We start from the raw sequence: 17,863 nt of genomic DNA on the forward strand, positions 1-17,863 counted from the left end.
GGGGGGGGGCCGGTGCCTCAAGCACATCGCCCGTGGAGAGGCCCCACCCCAACCCCTCCCCTGAAGGGGAGGGGCTATTTTAGGTCACAGCTTCGCGACGAACGCGTCGTATTTGGCTTCGTCCATCAGGTCCTTGAGCTCGTCCGGGTCGCTCAGGGTCAGCTTGAAGAACCAGCCCTCGCCATCGGCGTCCTCGTTGACCAGGCCAGGATTGTCGGCGAGCTCGGCATTGCCCTCGATCACCGTGCCGGAGACGGGCGAATAGACGTCCGACGCGGCCTTGACCGATTCGACCACTGCGGCCTCGTCGCCCTTGGTGACGGTCTTGCCCTCTTCGGGGACGTCGACGAACACGATGTCGCCGAGCTGGCCCTGGGCATAATCGGTGATGCCGACCGTGCCGATATCGCCATCGACATCGACCCATTCATGATCTTCGGTGAAATAGCGCATCTTACTTGGCTCCTCGGACATAGCGGTGAGGTACGAAAGGCATCGCGGCGACGGTCGCTTCATGGACCTTGCCGCGCTGATTGAGTTGAATCCTGGTGCCGACCTCCGCCATCGCGGCGGGCACATAGGCCATCGCGATCGGCGCGCCGAGCGTCGGGGCGAAGCCGCCAGACGTGACCTTCCCGACCTCGGAGCCGTCAGCATCGAGCACCGCGGCGCCCTCACGGACCGGCTGGCGGCCCTCGACCAGCAGGCCGACGCGCTTGACCACCGGGCCCTGCTCACGCTCGGCCAGGATGCGCGCGGCACCGGGGTAATTGGCTTCCTCGCGGCGGCGCTTGCTGGCGACCGCGAAACCGAGCGCCGCCATCAGCGGCGTCGTCTCGGGATCGAGATCGTGGCCATAGAGCGGCAGGTCAGCCTCAAGCCGCAGCGAGTCGCGCGCGCCGAGACCGATCGGCTTCACTTCGGGTTCGGCGCAGAGCGCATCGGCCAGCGCCTCCGCCCGGTCGCCGGGCACAGAAATCTCGAACCCGTCCTCTCCGGTATAGCCCGAGCGGCTGATCCACAGGGGCACGCCATTCCAGTCGAACCGCCCACCCGTCATGAACACCAGGTCGGTGACACCCGGCACCAGCCGGCCCAGCGCCTCGGCTGCCTTCGGGCCCTGCAACGCCAGCAACGCTTGCTCGTCCATGTGGTTGAGCGTGATTTCGTCGGGAAGATGGTCGCGAAGATGCGCGATGTCGTCGTACTTCACCGCGCCGTTGACCACCATATAGATACCGTCTTCCCAGCGGGTGAACATGAGGTCGTCGAGGATCCCGCCATTGTCGGCGAGCAGCAGCGAATATTTCTGGCCGTGAAGCTTCACGCCTTTGACATCGGCGGGGATCAGCTTCTCCAACTCGTCGTCGAGATTGGGACCGCTGAGCAGCAGCTGTCCCATATGGCTGACGTCGAACAGCCCGGCCGAGTCGCGCACCCACAGATGCTCGGCCATGATGCCTTCATATTGGACCGGCATGTGATAGCCGGCGAACGGCACCATCCGCCCGCCGCGCGCGCGATGCCAGGCATCCAGCGGGAGCGTCTGCAGTTCGATCTCGGTTTCGGCTTCGTCGCTCACCCCAGGTCTCCCGATAACAGATGACGGCGCGACAACGGCCCGCAAGGACCGAATATCCGCCGCCCCCTCTGTCACGGAACCTGAGAGCTTTCACCACGCCTGTCGGCCCGGCTTACCCCTTCGGTGGCACGGGGACATCGCCCCCGCACGCTTTCCAGAGCGTCGCTGTCGACAAACGCGGTCCGTTTGCCTGAGAGATTCCGGGGCGGTTGCTCCTTCGGCGGCGGACGTCTTCCTTTTGAGAAGGGTCCGCGCTCTCCCGCGTCGTCAGCGACTGGCCCATGCTGTGACGCGGTGCAGCAACCGAGTCAACGGGAGACAGCAGCGAGAATCGGAGAACGCCTGTTGACGGCGGGTTTGGTTGGATCGGCCACGCTCGATCGCTTGGCTTTCGGTGGAGGCGCGGGCATGAATTGCCGGCATGTCGGATCCGAATTCACCGCGGGAGACGCGCGCCGCGGCGGACGAGCCGATCGCGATTCGGCGCTGGTGGCGAACGCGCGCCGCGATCGCGCTGTTCATCGCGCTGGCGGTGGTGCCGTTGCTATGGCCGGCTGTCCCCCCGCTGTCCGACCTGCCCGGTCATATCGGGCGGTATCGTATCATGGCGGAGGCCGGCCGACCGCCGTTGAGCGAGCATTATGCGGTGCATTGGGCGCTGATCGGCAATCTCGGTGTCGACGGGCTGGTGCTCGCCCTCTCACCGTTGCTGGGGATCGAGCTCGCCACCAAGGTCATCGTCCTGCTAATCCCCTTGGTGTCCGTGGCGGCGATGCTGTGGCTGGCGCGCGAGGTTCATGGGCGCGTGCCGGCGACCGCCCTATTCGCGCTGCCGCTGGCCTATGCATCGCCGTTCCAGCTCGGCTTCGTGAACTTCGCGCTGGCGGCCGCGCTGGTGCTGGCGGCGCTGGCACTCTGGCTGCGGCTGGCGCGCGGATCGGCGCCCTGGGTCCGCGCCCTCATCTTCGTGCCGATATCGTGCCTGATCTTCGTCTGTCATTCGTTCGGCTGGGCGATGCTCGGACTGTTCGTGTTCGGCGCCGAATGGGCGATCGGGCGAAAAGCGGGGCGCACGGTCGTTGGCGCCGGCGTTCGCGCCGCGCTGATGTGTGCGCCGATGTCGCTTCCACTCGTCCTGTTGGCGCTTGGCGGCCCCGATCACCTTACCGGCGGCACCGGCGACTGGTTCGATGTCAGGCTCAAGCTGTTCTGGGTCGGTTCGCTGCTGCGCGAACGCTGGCAAGTCTACGACGTCCTCTGCGCCATGCTGCTTTATGCCGTCATCGCTTTGGCATTGCGATCGCAGCGGCTTGCACTTGCGCCGGTCCTCGCGGTTCCCGCACTCTTCGGAGCAATCGCGTTCGTGTTGCTGCCCGCTTTTTACGCGGGGGGCTCGATGGTCGACATGCGCTTGCTGCCGATGACGGTCGCGCTCGCGTTGCTCGCGATCGAGGTTGCGGCGGGTGACAACAAGCTGGAGGCCCGGATCGCGAGGCTCGCGGTGGCTTTTTTCGTGATCCGCATGGCGACAACCACGCTGGCATTCCTGCTCTTTGCCCAAGGTCAGACAGCGGCACTCCGCGCGATCGACGCGATGCCGCAGGGCGCGAGCGTGCTGGTGCTGGTCAACGAACCCGCGGCGGACAATTGGACCAATCCGCGGCTCAGCCACATCGCCGGTCTGGCCATCGCGCGGCGCCGAATCTTCACCAACGAGCAATGGGCGCTGGCCGGCCAGCAACTGGTCCGTCCGCTGCATCCGAGCGCGGCGCCGTTCGATCGCGACCCGTCGCAACTGATCTACCCGGCAACGGTGCCCGGCAGCATGTCGCTGCAGCAGGCGATCGCGACATTCGATCGCCGGACGTTCGGTTATGTGTGGACGATCGGTTTTCCGACCGGCGCGGCCTGCGCGCCGGACCTGAAAGTTATCCGGGCGAATACGCGGTCGACGGTCTATCTGGTGATGCCGTCAAGAGCGGCGGACGACGGGCCCTGTCGTACCGCCGCGACGCGCCCAGCCCAATGATTCCGCGCGTTTAGCGCGTCGCGTTATATTTGAGCTGGTCGTCGGTCAGCTGGAAACCGACCAGTGCCTCGAACGTGGCGCGCAGCACGGCGTTGCGTACGTCGGGCGCGCTCAGCGGATCGACCGCGGCGGATTCCTTGCCCGCCTTGCGCTTTTCGGTGATCCGGCGCCTGACCTCGTCGGACAGCGTCGCCGCCGAGCGATCGACGCTGGCCGTGGCCGAACCATTTGCGCTCGCCCGCGTCTGGCCGGCATCGAAATGGACAACGACGCGACCGACATGCTTGGCGACGACGGCGTTGCCGCCCTGAACCACGGTGACGAAATAGGGCAAGGTCACATCGCGCGCGCCATCGGCGCGGGCCCGACGCGCGAGTACGGTGAAGGTAATGTTGGTGAGGACCTGGGCGCTCGCACCGTCATTGTTGCAGGTCGAGCGTACGTCGGTCATCGCCGCGACCACGTCGATCGCATTGGCATCGCGGCTGGTCGCGGGATCGAAGGTGGTAAGATCGCCGGTCCCCGCCGGCACGCCGACCGTCGGACATGGCGTGCGCACCGCGGTGACGCCTGCACCCGATTCGGAAATGTCGAGTTCGCCACGGCTGGCGCAGCCGCCAAGGACCAGCACGAGAGCGATCGGAGCGGCAAGGAAGCGGGGTGACACGAACGGCAGACCTTTTCGACACGGGAAGGGGCCGCGGCACGCGCCATGGCCCCTGACCTTACATAAAGCGGCCGTCACCATAGGGTCGCAACCCGAGCGCGGCAACAGGCGCGCGCGCGTTTCGTCGACGACCCGCGGCAGGACGAGAAGTCGCGCCTATTTGCTGGCGATGTCGCTGGACTCGACGCGATAGGTTTCGCGGACGAACGTGCGCGCGGCGGTCTGCGTCTTGAACGCATCCCCCAGCACTTCGCTCGAGACGAGCGGATAGCCCTGCGAATTGAACCGCGTCGTCCGCACGGTCACGCGGAACACGCCCTCTTCGTCTTTGGCCACGAGGAAGGGGCGAACGGGTGTTCTCGACATGACTATCTCCTGAAGAACGTCGCGGGCGCCGGATTGCGGAGCCGTGCGATCGATAAACGTCGCGTGAAAATCGCCTGATCGGCGATGACGATCGCGCCAAGCCCGACAGGCGGCACGCATCGAACGCGACGGAAGTGCATGCCGCCGGAGCGATAGGATCGCGCCGGCGGCACAAGCAGGTTAACCTTCGGGGCGGCGAGCAAGACTGGCTGGACAGGTCTCAGCGACCTGCCCCACGGATGTCATCCGCACCGCCCGTTTAGGTCAGACTGCCTGAAGGTTCACAGCCGACGACTTGCCGCGCTGGTCGTTTTCGATGTCGTACGACACGCGCTGGTCGGCCTGGAGCGTCGTCATGCCGGCGCGTTCGACCGCGCTGATATGGACGAAGCTGTCATTGCCGCCGCCTTCCGGCGAAATGAAGCCATAGCCTTTGTCGGCGTTGAAGAATTTTACTTTGCCGATTGGCATGAGATATCCCTTTCAAGGAACGTAGATTGTCCGCACGCTCGTGCGCGCGGAGCTAGAAGCGAGAAAGGGAAGAGTCGGCTCGGAAGCGTCGGTTTCCGTCGCCTGCGACGATAGCCGTCACTATATGGGCGTTGCGGGCGAAAAAAGCAATGATGGGTTTGGCGAACGACCAATTGGACGACGGATCGCTCCTCAAACCGCCTTTGCCTCAGCCGAGCAATCGCGTAGAGCGCCGGCCATGGCTTCCGCCCCGAAAAGAACACTCGAGCTGCTGATCGCGGCGCCGCGCGGTTTCTGCGCGGGCGTCGATCGCGCGATCCGCATCGTCGAGCTGGCGATCGAGAAATATGGCGCGCCTGTCTATGTCCGGCACGAGATCGTCCATAACAAGTTCGTCGTCGACACTCTGAGAGCCAAGGGCGCGATCTTCGTCGAGGAGCTCGACGAGGTGCCGGATGGCGTGCCCGTGGTGTTCAGCGCGCACGGCGTGCCCAAGGCGGTGCCGGCCAAGGCGGCCGAGCGCGGCCTGTCCTATCTCGATGCGACCTGCCCCCTGGTCAGCAAGGTGCACCGCCAGGCCGAGCGACTGGTCGCCGCGGGTCGGCACATCGTGTTCATCGGCCATGCCGGCCATCCCGAAGTGATCGGCACGTTCGGCCAGGTGCCCGAAGGATCGATGACATTGGTCGAGACGGTCGCCGATGTGGCGACGTTCGAGCCGCGCGACCCCGAGACCTTGTCATTCCTGACCCAGACGACCTTGTCGGTCGACGACACCGCCGAAGTGGTCGCCGCGCTCCTGGCCAAATTCCCCGCCATCCAGGTGCCGCGCGGCGAGGATATCTGTTACGCGACCTCCAACCGCCAGGCCGCGATCAAGGCGATCGCCAGCGCGTGCGATGCGGTGTTGGTGCTCGGCGCGCCCAATTCCTCCAACTCGCTGCGGCTGGTCGAGGTGGCCGAGCGCCAGGGCATTCCGGCTCGGCTGATCCAGCGCGCGAGCGATCTCGACTGGGGATTTCTCGACGGCATCGACACGTTGGGCATCACCGCCGGCGCGTCGGCGCCCGAGCAGTTGGTGCGCGAACTGATCGACCGACTCGCCGAACGCTTTGATATAACCGAACGCGAAGTCGAGACGACGCAGGAGACGATCACGTTCAAGCTCCCGCGCGGACTAGAGGCGGCGGCGTGAGCGATAGCGTCACCCCAGCGCAAGCTGGGGTCTCCGGCAGTATTTCCCGCGACGAGATGCCAGCTTTCGCTGGCATGACGGTGTAGGATGGCGGTTTATACCCAGGTTTCGGCGGAGGCGCTGGAGGAATTCCTCCTGCGCTACGATGTTGGCGAACTGGTCTCGGCCAAGGGCATCGCCGAGGGCGTCGAGAATTCCAATTATCTGGTCGACACGACCCAGGGCCGCTTCATCCTGACGCTCTACGAAAAACGCGTCGAAGCCGACGACCTGCCCTATTTCATGGCACTGCTCGACCATCTCGCCGATCGCGGCAACCCGGTGCCGCCGGCGATCAAGGATCGGACCGGCGAAGCAATCCAGACGCTCGAAGGGCGCCCGGCGTGTTTGATCAGGTTCCTGCCCGGGGTTTCAGTCAGCCATCCGACCGCGGCGCAGGCCGAGGCGGCAGGCGCGGCAATGGGACGGATGCACGCCAGCCTGACCGACTTCACGCTGGTGCGCGACAATTCGATGGGCGTTCGCACCTGGCAACCTCTGTTCGATCGCTGCGGCCGATCGCTCGACGACATGGCAGACAACCTCCATGCCGAGGCCGGCGCCATGGTCGATCGCGTCGTGCGCGGCTGGCAAGGCGATCGTTTTCCGCAAGGAACGATCCACGCCGACCTGTTCCCCGATAACGTCCTGATGCGAGGCAGCGACGTCACGGGGCTGATCGACTTCTATTTCGCGTGCAGTGATGCGCGCATTTACGATCTCGCGGTCATGCACACCGCCTGGTCGTTCGACGCCAGCGGGACGACACATCATCCCGCGATCGGCGAGGCGCTGATCCGCGGCTATCACCGTACGCTGCCGCTGAGCGACGAGGAACGTGCGGCGCTGCCCGGCTTTGCCGCCGGGGCCTGCATCCGCTTCTTCCTCAGCCGCGCCTGGGACTGGCTCAACACGCCGGCCGACGCGATGGTGACGCGCAAGGATCCGCTCGCTTACTGGCGCCGGCTCAAGATCTACGATCCTGGCTTCGTGCGCGATTTCAAGTCGCTGGCATGACCGAACTCTCCCATGTCGAAATCGCGACCGATGGCGCGTGCAAGGGCAATCCCGGGCCGGGCGGCTGGGGCGTGCTGATCCGTATGGGCAGCCGCGAGAAGGAATTGTCGGGCGGCGAGAAGCTGACCACCAACAACCGCATGGAGCTGATGGCGGCGATCGAAGGGCTCAACGCCCTGAAGCGCCCGTGTCGCGTGACGCTGTCGACCGACAGCCGTTACGTGATGGATGGTCTGACCAAGTGGATCCATGGCTGGCGCAAGAACGGCTGGAAGACCGCCGACAAGAAGCCGGTCAAGAATGCCGAGCTATGGCAGGCACTGATTGACGCCGCCGCGCCGCATCGCGTCGAATGGGTCTGGGTGAAAGGCCATGCCGGCCACCCCGACAATGAGCGGGCCGACAAACTGGCAAGCGACGCCGCCTTCGCCGCCGCTAAGGGGTAGCACCGGTCCAGCCGAGCTGAACCGGCACCCGAAAATCAGCTATTGTCTTCGACTTCGGCCCCTGGACCATTCTTCTTGATCGAGTCGATGGCGCTCTTGGCCGAGTCCTTGCTCGCATAGCCTTCGGTCGAGAACATGACCTCGCTATTGTACTTGAAGCGCACGCGGAACTCGCCGGCCTTGTCCTTGTAAATCTCGAACGTGTGAGCCATCGGGGCCTCCTCTATTGGCTGATCCAGATTAGCCGGAGGCGATACGCCGCGCTAGCGCAACCGCGCGGGGGTGTAACGATCCCGGTCGATTTCCGCGACGAGCGGATCTGGCGCGGTGCCGAGCAGCAACGATGCCGCGACCAGCGAGGCCGCCGGCGCGGTCTGGATGCCGAACCCGCCCTGACCCGCGCACCAGAAGAAGCCCGGCACGCGATTGTCGAACCCATAGACCGGCAAGCGATCGGGCGCAAAGCTGCGCAATCCCGCCCAGCTGCGTTCGACCCGCTCGATTGTCCAGTCGACGACGTGTTCCAGCCGGTCGATCGCGATCGCGATGTCGATCTCCTCGGGCTGGACGTCGCCGGGCTCGCTCGGCACCTCGTCATGCGGGCTCAGCCAGAGCCGGCCGCCGGATTCCGGCTTGAAATAGAAGTCCCCGCCGATGTGCGCGACGTGCGGCGCATCGTCGGGCACCGGCGGATCGACGCGGAGCTGGACGAGCGCGCGACGCAGCGGCCGGATGCCGATCGGCGCGACCCCGGCCATCGCCGCGACCTGATCGACCCAGGCACCGGCGGCATTGACCAGGATCCTGGCAGCGAACGGGCCGGCCTTCGTCTCGAGCTGCCACGCGTCACCGCTCCGCGAGGCCGCGGTCAGTCCAGCATCGAGCACCAAGTCGGCGCCCGCCTTCTTCGCGCGCGACAGCGCGGCGGCGTGAAGCCCGGCGACGTCGATATAGGCACAGCTCGGCTCCCAGACCGCGAGAGTCCATTCCGGGCGCAGGCCGGAAATACGATCGCGCGGATCGACCAACGTCAGGTCGACGCCGGTGCCGGCGAATTGGGACAGCATCGCTTCGATCTGGCCGCGTTCCTCTTCGCGGCCGATATGCAGCCCCCCCAACGGCTGGAGGAACCCGCCGGCGTCGAGCATCGCGCGTGACGCCGCGGTCAGCGGCTGAATCGCGGGGCCGCCATAGGTCTCTTCCCAGAAGGCCGCCGATCGTCCGGTCGCGTGATAGCCGGCAACGTCCTCGGCTTCGAGAATCAGCACGCTGGCGTGCGGCGCGACCTCGGCCGCGAGCGCGGCGCCGGCGATCCCGGCGCCGATGATGGCGATGTCGTAGGTCATTGCTGCGCTCGTGCCGAAAGGAAGATGTCGATTTCCCCCAAGGCGCGATTGCGGACAGGGTCAACCTCGCGCAGGATTTCATGCGCGCTTTCGTTGCCGAACCGGACCAGGCGGGCATCGGGCAGCAGCCCCGCGACCTTGATCGCGTCGGCCGCGCGTACCAGCTTGTCGGCTTCGGCGACCAGCACGAGCACCGGTGTCCTGACCAGCTTCACGCGCCGACTGACGCGCAGCCGGCGCGTGGATTCGAACGCGCGCACCACCCAGCGCCAGCTCGGCGGGCCCAATTTGATCTCGGGCTTCTGCTCCCACCACCACGGCTCGTCGGAATAACGGTCGGGATCGTGGGTGAGCAGCGACATCCGCGAATCGGTCGTGCCCGGCTTCTCGTTCGACTTCCAGGCGCGCCGCTGCGGATTGCCCAGCTTCATCGCGATTTCGGCGATTCGCTCACCGAACCCGGCGCTGATCGGCGCATGCAGCCCCATCATCGGCGCGATCAGGACTGCCGCATCGGGCTCGGCCAGCACCTTGGCCAGCGCGCGACAGACCAGATGCCCCCCCATCGAATGTCCCATGGCGACATGCGGCCCCGGCGTCGCGGCCACCCATTCCCGCCAGAACGCGCCATAATCAGCGAGATAGGTCCCGAACCGGTCGATATCGCCGACATGGGGGTCGTCGGTCAGCCGCCCGGATCCGCCCTGGCCGCGCCAGTCGAACGACGTGATCGTCCAACCCAGATCATGCCAGTGATGAAAGGTCTCGAGATATTTTTCGAAGATGTCCCCGCGCCCGCCCTGGAACAAGATCGATCCGCGCGGCGCGGCCGCGGCGGACGGCCAGTCGAAGCGGCGCAATTGCCAGCCATCGGGGGCGGTCCAGAACGATATCGAGCTGCCGTCGGGATAGGTTCGGCGCGCTGTTTCTGAAGAGACCATCCGCGCTGGTTACTTTTTAGAAAGCCATGCCGTCTAGGTCTATGGTCAGATGGGCTGGGGAATTCTGTCTTATGTGCTCGGGGGAGCACTCGTTCTGATCCTGCTGGCGGCGGGCATCGAGGACGCGCGGACCCGAGAGATCGCCAATTGGAAGAACGCCGCGATCGCGCTGCTGGCGCCTGCCTGGTGGTGGGCTCTAGGCTATGGCTGGGCCGATGTGGCGTGGCAAATCGGGATCGCGATCGGCGTGTTCGCGCTGTTCGCCGGTGCCTTCCATTTCGGCTGGATGGGCGGCGGTGACGTCAAGATGATCGGCGCACTCGCGCTGTGGCTTCCCGGCCCAACTCTCCTTTTCATGCTGCTGGTCATGTCGATCATCGGCGGCCTGCTGACGCTGATCATGATGTTCGACCATTGGCGCCGCAAAGCGCCGGGTGCTGTCGAGACGCCCTACGGCGTCGCGATCGCCATGGCATCGATGGTCGCGCTCGGTGAACCGATATTTAACCACTTTGCGTAGATTAACGATGATCAAGTCGGGGTCATCGCCACAACGGGGCACGAAGCGTCATGGATAGTCGGAAGATCATTTTGCTGGTGGGCGCGCTTTTCGTCGCAGCCATCACCGCGTTCATGGCGCGCAGCCTGATCGTCGGATCGAGCGCTCCCGTGGCCTCGGCCCAGGCGCCCATCGCGCCGGTTCAGACCGGCACCGAAGTGCTCGTCGCGACCAAGGCGCTGCCGATGGGCACGATCCTGGATGCGACCAGCTTCAAGTTCCAGCCTTGGCCGAAAGAGCTGGTCGAGAACGCCTATTATATCCGCAAGGACGGATTCGATCCGAAGACCTTGCAGGGCACGGTCGTGCGCTCGGTGATCACCGCCGGGCAGCCGCTGACCCAGGGGTCGCTGGTCAAGCCGGGCGACCGTGGCTTCCTCGCCGCGGCGCTGACGCCCGGCATGCGCGCGGTCACCTTTCCGGTTCGCAACGAGAATTCGGTCGCGGGTTTCGTGTTTCCGGGCGACCGTGTCGACCTGACGCTGTCCCAGACCGTTGCCGGCGGCGGCGATGGCCCGCCGCTCAAGGTGGCCGAAACGATCATGAAGAACCTCCGCGTGCTGGCAACCGATCAGCGCACCACCAGCGATGTCGACGACCAGGGCAAGACCGTGGTCCGTAACATCTCGATGGTGACGATCGAGGCGACGCCGGCAATCGCGGAGAAGATTTCGGTGGCACGCACCTTGGGCGACCTTTCGCTAGTGCTGCGCCCCCTCGCCGACTCGGCGTCCGAGCTCGATCAGGCGATCGCCGATGGATCGGTGAAGGTGCCCGACGGCAAGGATCCGAAGGCCGAGAAGGCAATGCTCGCAACTGCCGACACGCAGCCGATCGCCGGCAAGACCACCTTTGCCACCGGTGCCGACGTCTCGCGCTTCCAGCGCCGTACCGTGCCGGGCAAGGGCACAGACGCGACGGCAGCTGGTGGAACTGCAGGCATTCCGGGCGGCGCCCCGGCCATTACCGGTCCCACGGTGCGTATCGTCCGCGGGAGCAACGTGACCGAGGTACCAATCGGTCGTGGGGGGAAGAAGTGATGCAAGCGACAATCGTACTGAACCGGATCGTGGCGGCTACCGTCGCGACGGCACTGGTGGCGACCATGCCGGTCGAAGCCGCCGGCGGCGGTCGCCAGACCACCCGCCGCGCGCCGGCCAAGCCTGTTCGTGTCGGTGGCTTGCCCCAGGGCACGCAACGCCCGACGAGCGAAGTCGTGCTTTCGGTCGGCCAGGGTGAGGTCATCACCCTGCCCGCCGATGCCGCCGATGTCTGGGTCGCCAATCAGAACGTCGCCGATGTCGACGTGAGCAACCCGCGCCAGATTCGTCTGTTCGGCAAGGATTACGGGACGACCACGGTGTTCGTCACCGCGGCCAACGGCCGGGTGATCTATTCGACCAACGTTCGTGTCGGCCAGAACCTGACTTCGATCGATCGCATGATGAAGGCCGCCATGCCGGATGCCGACATCAAGGTGATCACGGTGGGCCAGCTCGCCGTCCTGACGGGTACCGTGGCGGCGCCCGCCGATGTCGCGCAGGCGCAGCAGATCGTCGCCGCCTTGCTCAACCCCGGCATCGACGTCACCAATGCGGCGACGCCATTGAAGATCGCGGTGATCAACCGCCTCCGCAGCGCGACGCCGCTGCAAGTCAATTTACAGGTCAAGTTTGCCGAAGTTTCGAAGAGCTTCGTCAAGAATATCGGCGTCCGCCTCAACACCAAGGACAGTCCGGGCGGCGGCTTCCTATTCGGTTCGGACAATGGCGGCGCCGGAACGATCACGATCGATCCGACCACAGGCGCAAAGACGTCGACCTATACCCTCGGCGCACAGCGGTCGACGATCGGGATGGCGGGTCGCCTTTTGGGCACCAACGTGCTGACGGCGCTCGACCTCGGCGAAACCAACGGTCAGGTCACCACGCTCGCGAACCCGAACCTGACCGCCTTGTCGGGCGAGACCGGATCGTTCCTTGCGGGCGGCGAGATCCCGATCCCGGTCAGCCAGGGCCTAGGCGCCGTATCGGTCGAATATAAGCAATATGGTGTCAGCCTGGCCTATACACCGACGGTGCTGGCCGATGGCCGTATCTCGTTGCGCGTCCGACCGGAAGTGTCGCAGCTGTCTTCGGCGGGCGCCGTCACGCTCAGCAACGTCACCATCCCGGCGCTGACTACGCGCCGCGCCGAAACCACAGTCGAACTGGGATCGGGGCAGAGCCTGGTGATCGGCGGCCTGTTGCAGAACGGTACCGACAATTCGGTCGACAAGACTCCTGGGCTAGGCGACGTGCCGATCCTGGGTGCGCTGTTCCGCTCGAACGCTTGGAAGCGCAACGAAAGCGAATTGATGATCGTCATCACGCCGTATCTGGTGAGGCCGGTCAACGCCAACGAGATCGTGCTACCGACCGACGGCTATAAAGCGCCAGACGATGCCGGCCGTGTCTTCCTGGGCCGTCTGGGCGAAGGCACGACCGGCGGCGATCGTCCCAAGCCGACCATGGCCGTGCCGATGGTCGCGGGTCCGGCGATCGGTGCCAACGCGCCGGTACCGGCGGCGCCGACCGCACCGCAGCCGAGCTCCGATCCGGCGACCGCCGACAAGAAGGCCCTTCTGCCCAAGAAGTCGAAAAAGGGCGAGCAGCCCGCCACCCCCGGCTTCAGCCTGTAACGCGCGAGGAACAGTCAGATCATGCGTACGATCCTCATCGCCGCCCTCGCCGCTCCCGCGCTGATGCTGGGTGGCTGCGGCACGCTCAATCAAGGTGTCGACTCGATCAAGCAGCCGGTCGTCAGCCGCACGGATTATGTGTTCGACGCGCAATCGACCACCGCTGGCCTGGCGCCGGGCGAGCCCGAACGGGTCGCCGGCTGGCTCGCCTCGATGCGATTGCATTATGGCGACCAGATCTCGGTAGACGATCCCAATCCCTATGACTCGCGCGCTCGCGCGCAGATCGCGGCGATCGTCTCCGGCTACGGCATGCGCCTTGCCGATCGCGCGCCGATCACCAATGCGCCGATGGCCGCCGGCATGGTTCGCGTCGTCGTCAGCCGGTCGATCGCCACGGTCCCGGGCTGCCCCGACTTCACGCGCAGCGGATCGAGCGAGTTCCAAGGCAGCACGACCTCCAATTTCGGCTGCGCGAGCAACGCAAGCCTAGCTGCGATGGTCGCCGATCCGCTCGATCTGGTCCGTGGTCAAACGGGTGACGGCACCGCCGACCCGATCACCTCGAACCGCGCCATCGGCACATATCGTAGCGCCGCCCCGACCGGGGGCGGCGGCACCACAGTCAAATCCGAATCGACGGGAGGCAAATAAGATGAACGCGCCGTGGAAACCCGCTGGCGTCGCGCATCGCGAGCCGTTCGTCGCCTATGTCTGCGACGAGACGACCGCCGAAGCGCTGCGTCCGATCGTCGCCGAGATGGGCTGGTCGGCCGAGAAGGTGAACAAGGGCGGGCTGCGTAACGCGGTCCAGTCATTGTCGGTCTCGGCAAGCCCACAAGTGCTGTTCGTCGACCTCAGCGAATCGGGCGATCCGCTCAACGACATCAATGCGCTGGCGGAAGTCTGCGAGCCCGGCACCGTCGTCATCGCGGCGGGCCAGGTCAACGATGTTCGCCTGTATCGCGACCTGACCGCGAGCGGGATCCAGGATTATCTGCTCAAACCGCTCAATCCCGACATGCTGCGCGAAACTTTCGGCAGCGCCCAAGCCGTATTGAACGCACCGCGGCTGAACGAAGTCTCGCCGGATCGCCCGCATTCCGCGACCGCAGTGATCGGCACGCGCGGCGGCACCGGCGCCTCAACCATCGCGACCTCGATCGCCTGGCTAATGAGCGAGAAGGGCGGCCGCACCACGGCGTTGCTCGATCTCGACGTGCATTTCGGTACCGGCGCGCTGGCGCTCGACCTCGAGCCGGGCCGCGGCCTGACCGACGCGATCGAAAATCCCAGCCGTATCGACGGGCTGTTCATCGAACGCGCGATGGTCAAGGCCAGCGAGCGTCTCGCCGTGTTGTCGGCCGAAGCGCCGATCAACTCGCCGATGATGACCGACGGCTCCGCTTTCTATCAATTGCAGGAAGAGATGCGGGCCGCCTTCGAATGCACGGTGGTCGACCTGCCGCGCGCGCAGCTGATCCAGCATCCGCATCTGATCAGCGACATTCAGACGACGGTGGTCGTCACCGAGCTGACGCTGGCCGCGGCACGCGACACGATCCGTATCCTGTCGTGGTTGAAGTCGAACGCGCCCGGAAGCCAGGTCCTGGTGGTCGCCAATCGGGTGCCCGCCGGTGGCCAGCTGGAGATCAACCGCAAGGATTTCGAGAGCTCGATCGAGCGCCGCATCGATTTCGTCATCCCGTATGACCAGAAATTGGCGGCACAGGCGGCCAAGCTGGGCAAAACGCTAGCCGAGGCCGGCAAGGGATCGAAGACGGTCGCGCCGATCGGCGAGCTCGCCAACCGTCTGTTGGCGGTCGGCGATTCGGCCGAGCCGGCGGGCAAAGCGGCAGGCAAGAACGGTGCGGGGAAACCGGCTGGGCAGTCGTTGATGGGCAAGTTCGCCGATCTCAAGTCGCTGATGCCGGGCAAGAAAGCCGCGAAGTCGAGTTGACCATGGCCGGTCCATCCGGGCCGGCTCGAACAAGTGGAGCGTTTGAGCGATGCCATTGGTGCCGCTGATCACGGTGTTTGCAGGAGCGGCGACCATGCTGTTGCTGCTGGCGTTCGCCTTTGCCGGCCCGTCGGCGGCAAAGGCGCAGACGCGCCGGCTGAACTCGCTCCGCGAACGCCATAGCGGCGCTGCCAGCGACGCGGCGATGGCAGCGCAAATGCGCCGCATCACCGGCAAGCGCGACAGCAACATGGACACCGCGATGATGCGGTTCCTGCCGCGTCCGGCCGTACTCAAGAAGCGCCTGGCTATGACCGGCAAGACCTGGACCGTCGGTCAATACGGGCTGGCGACGTTCGGCATCATGCTAGTCGTAGCGTCGCTGATGATGATCCGCGGCGCGCCGATCGCGATCTCCGTCCTGATCGCCGTGTTCGTCGGCGGCGGACTGCCGCATTTCGTGGTCGGCTATTTCATCAAGCGCCGGGTCAACAAGTTCACCGCCAAATTCCCCGACGCGATCGAATTGCTCGTGCGCGGGCTGCGTTCGGGCCTGCCGATCAGCGAAACCATGGGCGTGGTGGGCGCCGAAGTGGCCGGCCCGGTCGGCGAGGAATTCCGCGCGGTATCCGACAAGATGAAGATCGGCCGCACGATGGACGCGGCGCTGCAGGAAACCGCGGACCGTCTCGGCACGCCGGAATTCCAGTTCTTCGTCATTTCGATCGCGATCCAGCGCGAGACCGGTGGCAACCTCGCCGAAACGCTCGCCAATCTCGCCACGGTGCTTCGCCAGCGTGGACAGATGAAGCTGAAGATCAAGGCGATGTCGTCCGAATCGAAAGCGTCGGCCTATATCGTCGGCTCGCTGCCGTTCATCGTGTTCGGCCTGATCATGTGGATCAGCCCGGCCTATATGGGCAATTTCTTCGTCGATCAGCGCCTGATCGTCGCCGGTATCGGCGGCTTCATCTGGATGTCGCTGGGTGGCTTGATCATGGCCAAAATGGTCAATTTCGAGATCTGAGGCCATGGAACCGCACCACACAACCCTGCTCGGCGTCGACGTCCTCTGGGTAGGCACCCTGCTCGCCGGGGTCGCCGCATTCGCCGTCATGCTCGCCATTTACGCCGCGACCACCGTGCGCGATCCGATGGCACGCCGCGTCAAGGCGCTTAACGATCGCCGCGAACAGTTGAAGGCCGGTATCACCGCCTCGACCAGCAAGCGGCGCGCGAAACTGGTCCAGAAGAACGAGACCACCGACCGCATCCGCACCATCCTGCAGGGCCTCAAGGTGTTGCAGGACAGCCAGGTCAAGGTCGCGCAGACCAAGCTGCTCCAGGCCGGCATCCGCAAGAAGGAATATGCCGTCGCGGTCATTTTCGGCCGGCTGATCCTGCCGATCCTGTTCGGCCTGCCGATGCTGTATTTCGTGTACGGTACCGACGCGTTCGCCACCTGGTCGCCGCTCAAGCAATATGGCCTGGTCGCCGGCGCCTTCATCCTGGGCTACAAGGGTCCCGACATCTACCTCAAGAACAAGATCCAGAAGCGCTCGTCGGCGATCCGCAAGGGCCTCCCCGACGCACTCGATCTCCTGGTGATCTGCGCCGAGGCCGGTCTGACCGTCGACGTCGCGTTCCACCGCGTGTCCAAGGAATTGGGCCGAGCCTATCCCGAGCTGGGCGACGAATTCGCGCTGACCGCGATCGAGCTCGGCTTCCTGTCCGACCGCCGCCAGGCGTTCGAGAATCTGGCGACGCGCGTCGATCTCGACGCGGTCAAGGGCGTGGTCACGACCATGATCCAGACCGAGAAATACGGCACCCCGCTGGCATCGGCGCTGCGCGTGCTGTCGGCCGAATTCCGCAACGAGCGCATGATGCGCGCCGAGGAAAAAGCCGCGCGCCTGCCGGCGATCATGACCGTGCCGCTGATCCTGTTCATCCTGCCGACCCTGTTCATCGTCATCCTGGGTCCGGCGGCGTGCAGCATCAACGACGCCTTCCTGCACGGCGGCCATTGATCCAATCCATCCCCCTCTCGCCTGCGGGAGGGGGATAGCTTGCGCCAGCCGGCAACCGGGCGCAGCATGATGCGTTCACATCCCAACAGGGAGAAACGCGATGCTGTTCACCGACCCCAATCAGATCGCCGTGCTCGTGCTGGTCCTGATCGTCGGACTGGTCCTCGGGCTGATGCTGGCGCCGAGAGGCACGAAGTGGCGCACCCGCTATGAAGCGGAGCGCGACGCGCACGCCGCCTATCGCACGGACACCGACGCCAAGATGCGCGAGCGCGACGCGCTGACGACCAATCGCGATGCCTATGTCCGCGATCTCGAAAAAGCCAAGATCGACCTGACCGCCGCCAACGAGAAGCTTGCCGCGGAGAACGCGGAGCTGCGGGCGCGGACGGTTTGATCGAATCTCCCTCTCCCCTTGTGGGAGAGGGAAGGGGCCCGCTCGCGAAGCGAGTGGGAAGGGTGAGGGGGACTCACAGGGATATCGCTCGTGACTCCCCCTCACCCTTCCGCGGCTGCGCCGCTCCCTCCCGCATCA

Annotated in this window: 20 protein-coding genes and 2 riboswitches; of the genes, 12 read left to right on the forward strand and 8 right to left on the reverse strand. The window is 65.4% G+C overall.

The window, feature by feature from the left end:
- Nucleotides 1-84: 84 nt before the first annotated feature.
- Entirely contained in the window at nucleotides 85-453 is a 369-nt protein-coding gene (gcvH, locus tag SMA01S_RS22340; RefSeq protein ID WP_066827499.1) for a glycine cleavage system protein GcvH, read from the reverse strand.
- 1 nt (nucleotide 454) lies between these two features.
- Complete coding sequence (gene gcvT, locus SMA01S_RS22345) at nucleotides 455-1,582, reverse strand: glycine cleavage system aminomethyltransferase GcvT (protein ID WP_066827502.1); 1,128 nt, start codon at nucleotides 1,580-1,582, stop codon at nucleotides 455-457.
- Between the two features lie 58 nt (nucleotides 1,583-1,640).
- A riboswitch (glycine riboswitch) is annotated at nucleotides 1,641-1,750 on the reverse strand.
- Nucleotides 1,751-1,854, reverse strand: a riboswitch (glycine riboswitch).
- A gap of 149 nt (nucleotides 1,855-2,003) precedes the next feature.
- Between gcvT and SMA01S_RS22350 the strand changes: the two genes are divergently transcribed.
- Entirely contained in the window at nucleotides 2,004-3,611 is a 1,608-nt protein-coding gene (locus tag SMA01S_RS22350) for a hypothetical protein (protein WP_066827504.1), read from the forward strand.
- 10 nt (nucleotides 3,612-3,621) lie between these two features.
- Here the strand turns inward: SMA01S_RS22350 and SMA01S_RS22355 are convergent, their stop codons facing one another.
- The 3 genes from SMA01S_RS22355 to SMA01S_RS22365 all read right to left on the reverse strand — a co-directional run bounded on the left by SMA01S_RS22355 (nucleotide 3,622) and on the right by SMA01S_RS22365 (nucleotide 5,115).
- Nucleotides 3,622-4,278, reverse strand: a complete 657-nt coding sequence (locus tag SMA01S_RS22355) for a hypothetical protein (RefSeq protein WP_245649398.1) — start codon at nucleotides 4,276-4,278, stop codon at nucleotides 3,622-3,624.
- A 156-nt stretch (nucleotides 4,279-4,434) separates the two neighbouring features.
- On the reverse strand, nucleotides 4,435-4,644 hold the full coding sequence (locus SMA01S_RS22360; RefSeq protein WP_066827506.1) for a hypothetical protein: 210 nt from the start codon (nucleotides 4,642-4,644) through the stop codon (nucleotides 4,435-4,437).
- A 264-nt stretch (nucleotides 4,645-4,908) separates the two neighbouring features.
- A complete protein-coding gene (locus SMA01S_RS22365; RefSeq protein WP_066827508.1) occupies nucleotides 4,909-5,115 on the reverse strand; it encodes a cold-shock protein in 207 nt (68 codons plus the stop codon).
- Nucleotides 5,116-5,353: 238 nt separating this feature from the next.
- Here SMA01S_RS22365 and ispH point away from each other — a divergent pair, with 238 nt between their 5' ends.
- The 3 genes from ispH to rnhA all read left to right on the forward strand — a co-directional run bounded on the left by ispH (nucleotide 5,354) and on the right by rnhA (nucleotide 7,812).
- Complete coding sequence (gene ispH / locus SMA01S_RS22370; protein ID WP_066827510.1) at nucleotides 5,354-6,310, forward strand: 4-hydroxy-3-methylbut-2-enyl diphosphate reductase; 957 nt, start codon at nucleotides 5,354-5,356, stop codon at nucleotides 6,308-6,310.
- Nucleotides 6,311-6,397: 87 nt separating this feature from the next.
- Nucleotides 6,398-7,366, forward strand: a complete 969-nt coding sequence (gene thrB, locus SMA01S_RS22375; RefSeq protein WP_066827512.1) for a homoserine kinase — start codon at nucleotides 6,398-6,400, stop codon at nucleotides 7,364-7,366.
- Entirely contained in the window at nucleotides 7,363-7,812 is a 450-nt protein-coding gene (rnhA, locus tag SMA01S_RS22380; RefSeq protein ID WP_066827514.1) for a ribonuclease HI, read from the forward strand. Before thrB ends, rnhA begins: the two co-directional genes overlap by 4 nt.
- Before the next feature lie 35 nt (nucleotides 7,813-7,847).
- Here rnhA and SMA01S_RS24345 read toward each other — a convergent pair whose 3' ends face one another.
- From SMA01S_RS24345 to SMA01S_RS22390, 3 genes are read right to left on the reverse strand one after another with little or no spacing between them, the layout of a single operon-like run.
- Complete coding sequence (locus tag SMA01S_RS24345) at nucleotides 7,848-8,024, reverse strand: YegP family protein (RefSeq protein WP_084250516.1); 177 nt, start codon at nucleotides 8,022-8,024, stop codon at nucleotides 7,848-7,850.
- 51 nt (nucleotides 8,025-8,075) lie between these two features.
- A complete protein-coding gene (locus SMA01S_RS22385) occupies nucleotides 8,076-9,158 on the reverse strand; it encodes an NAD(P)/FAD-dependent oxidoreductase (RefSeq protein WP_066827515.1) in 1,083 nt (360 codons plus the stop codon).
- Entirely contained in the window at nucleotides 9,155-10,099 is a 945-nt protein-coding gene (locus tag SMA01S_RS22390; protein WP_066827516.1) for an alpha/beta fold hydrolase, read from the reverse strand. The genes SMA01S_RS22385 and SMA01S_RS22390 overlap by 4 nt, the downstream gene beginning before the upstream one ends.
- Before the next feature lie 49 nt (nucleotides 10,100-10,148).
- Between SMA01S_RS22390 and SMA01S_RS22395 the strand changes: the two genes are divergently transcribed.
- The 8 genes from SMA01S_RS22395 (at nucleotide 10,149) to SMA01S_RS22430 (ending at nucleotide 17,725) form a co-directional block, all read left to right on the forward strand.
- On the forward strand, nucleotides 10,149-10,619 hold the full coding sequence (locus SMA01S_RS22395) for an A24 family peptidase (protein ID WP_084250517.1): 471 nt from the start codon (nucleotides 10,149-10,151) through the stop codon (nucleotides 10,617-10,619).
- A 50-nt stretch (nucleotides 10,620-10,669) separates the two neighbouring features.
- Complete coding sequence (cpaB, locus tag SMA01S_RS22400) at nucleotides 10,670-11,698, forward strand: Flp pilus assembly protein CpaB (RefSeq protein WP_066827517.1); 1,029 nt, start codon at nucleotides 10,670-10,672, stop codon at nucleotides 11,696-11,698.
- Nucleotides 11,698-13,338, forward strand: a complete 1,641-nt coding sequence (locus SMA01S_RS22405) for a type II and III secretion system protein family protein (RefSeq protein WP_066827518.1) — start codon at nucleotides 11,698-11,700, stop codon at nucleotides 13,336-13,338. The genes cpaB and SMA01S_RS22405 overlap by 1 nt, the downstream gene beginning before the upstream one ends.
- 21 nt (nucleotides 13,339-13,359) lie before the next feature.
- Entirely contained in the window at nucleotides 13,360-13,992 is a 633-nt protein-coding gene (locus SMA01S_RS22410) for a CpaD family pilus assembly protein (protein WP_066827519.1), read from the forward strand.
- Nucleotide 13,993: 1 nt separating this feature from the next.
- Complete coding sequence (locus SMA01S_RS22415) at nucleotides 13,994-15,298, forward strand: CpaE/TadZ family protein (RefSeq protein WP_066827520.1); 1,305 nt, start codon at nucleotides 13,994-13,996, stop codon at nucleotides 15,296-15,298.
- Nucleotides 15,299-15,347: 49 nt separating this feature from the next.
- Nucleotides 15,348-16,325 (forward strand): type II secretion system F family protein, encoded by a 978-nt coding sequence (locus tag SMA01S_RS22420; RefSeq protein WP_066827522.1) that lies wholly within the window; start codon nucleotides 15,348-15,350, stop codon nucleotides 16,323-16,325.
- A 4-nt stretch (nucleotides 16,326-16,329) separates the two neighbouring features.
- Nucleotides 16,330-17,328, forward strand: a complete 999-nt coding sequence (locus tag SMA01S_RS22425) for a type II secretion system F family protein (RefSeq protein ID WP_066827524.1) — start codon at nucleotides 16,330-16,332, stop codon at nucleotides 17,326-17,328.
- Between the two features lie 100 nt (nucleotides 17,329-17,428).
- Nucleotides 17,429-17,725: a hypothetical protein gene (locus SMA01S_RS22430; RefSeq protein WP_066827526.1), complete on the forward strand. Its 297-nt coding sequence runs from the start codon at nucleotides 17,429-17,431 to the stop codon at nucleotides 17,723-17,725.
- Nucleotides 17,726-17,863 lie beyond the last annotated feature (138 nt).

This window comes from Sphingomonas mali NBRC 15500 (genome assembly GCF_001598415.1).
Classification (GTDB): domain Bacteria; phylum Pseudomonadota; class Alphaproteobacteria; order Sphingomonadales; family Sphingomonadaceae; genus Sphingomonas; species Sphingomonas mali.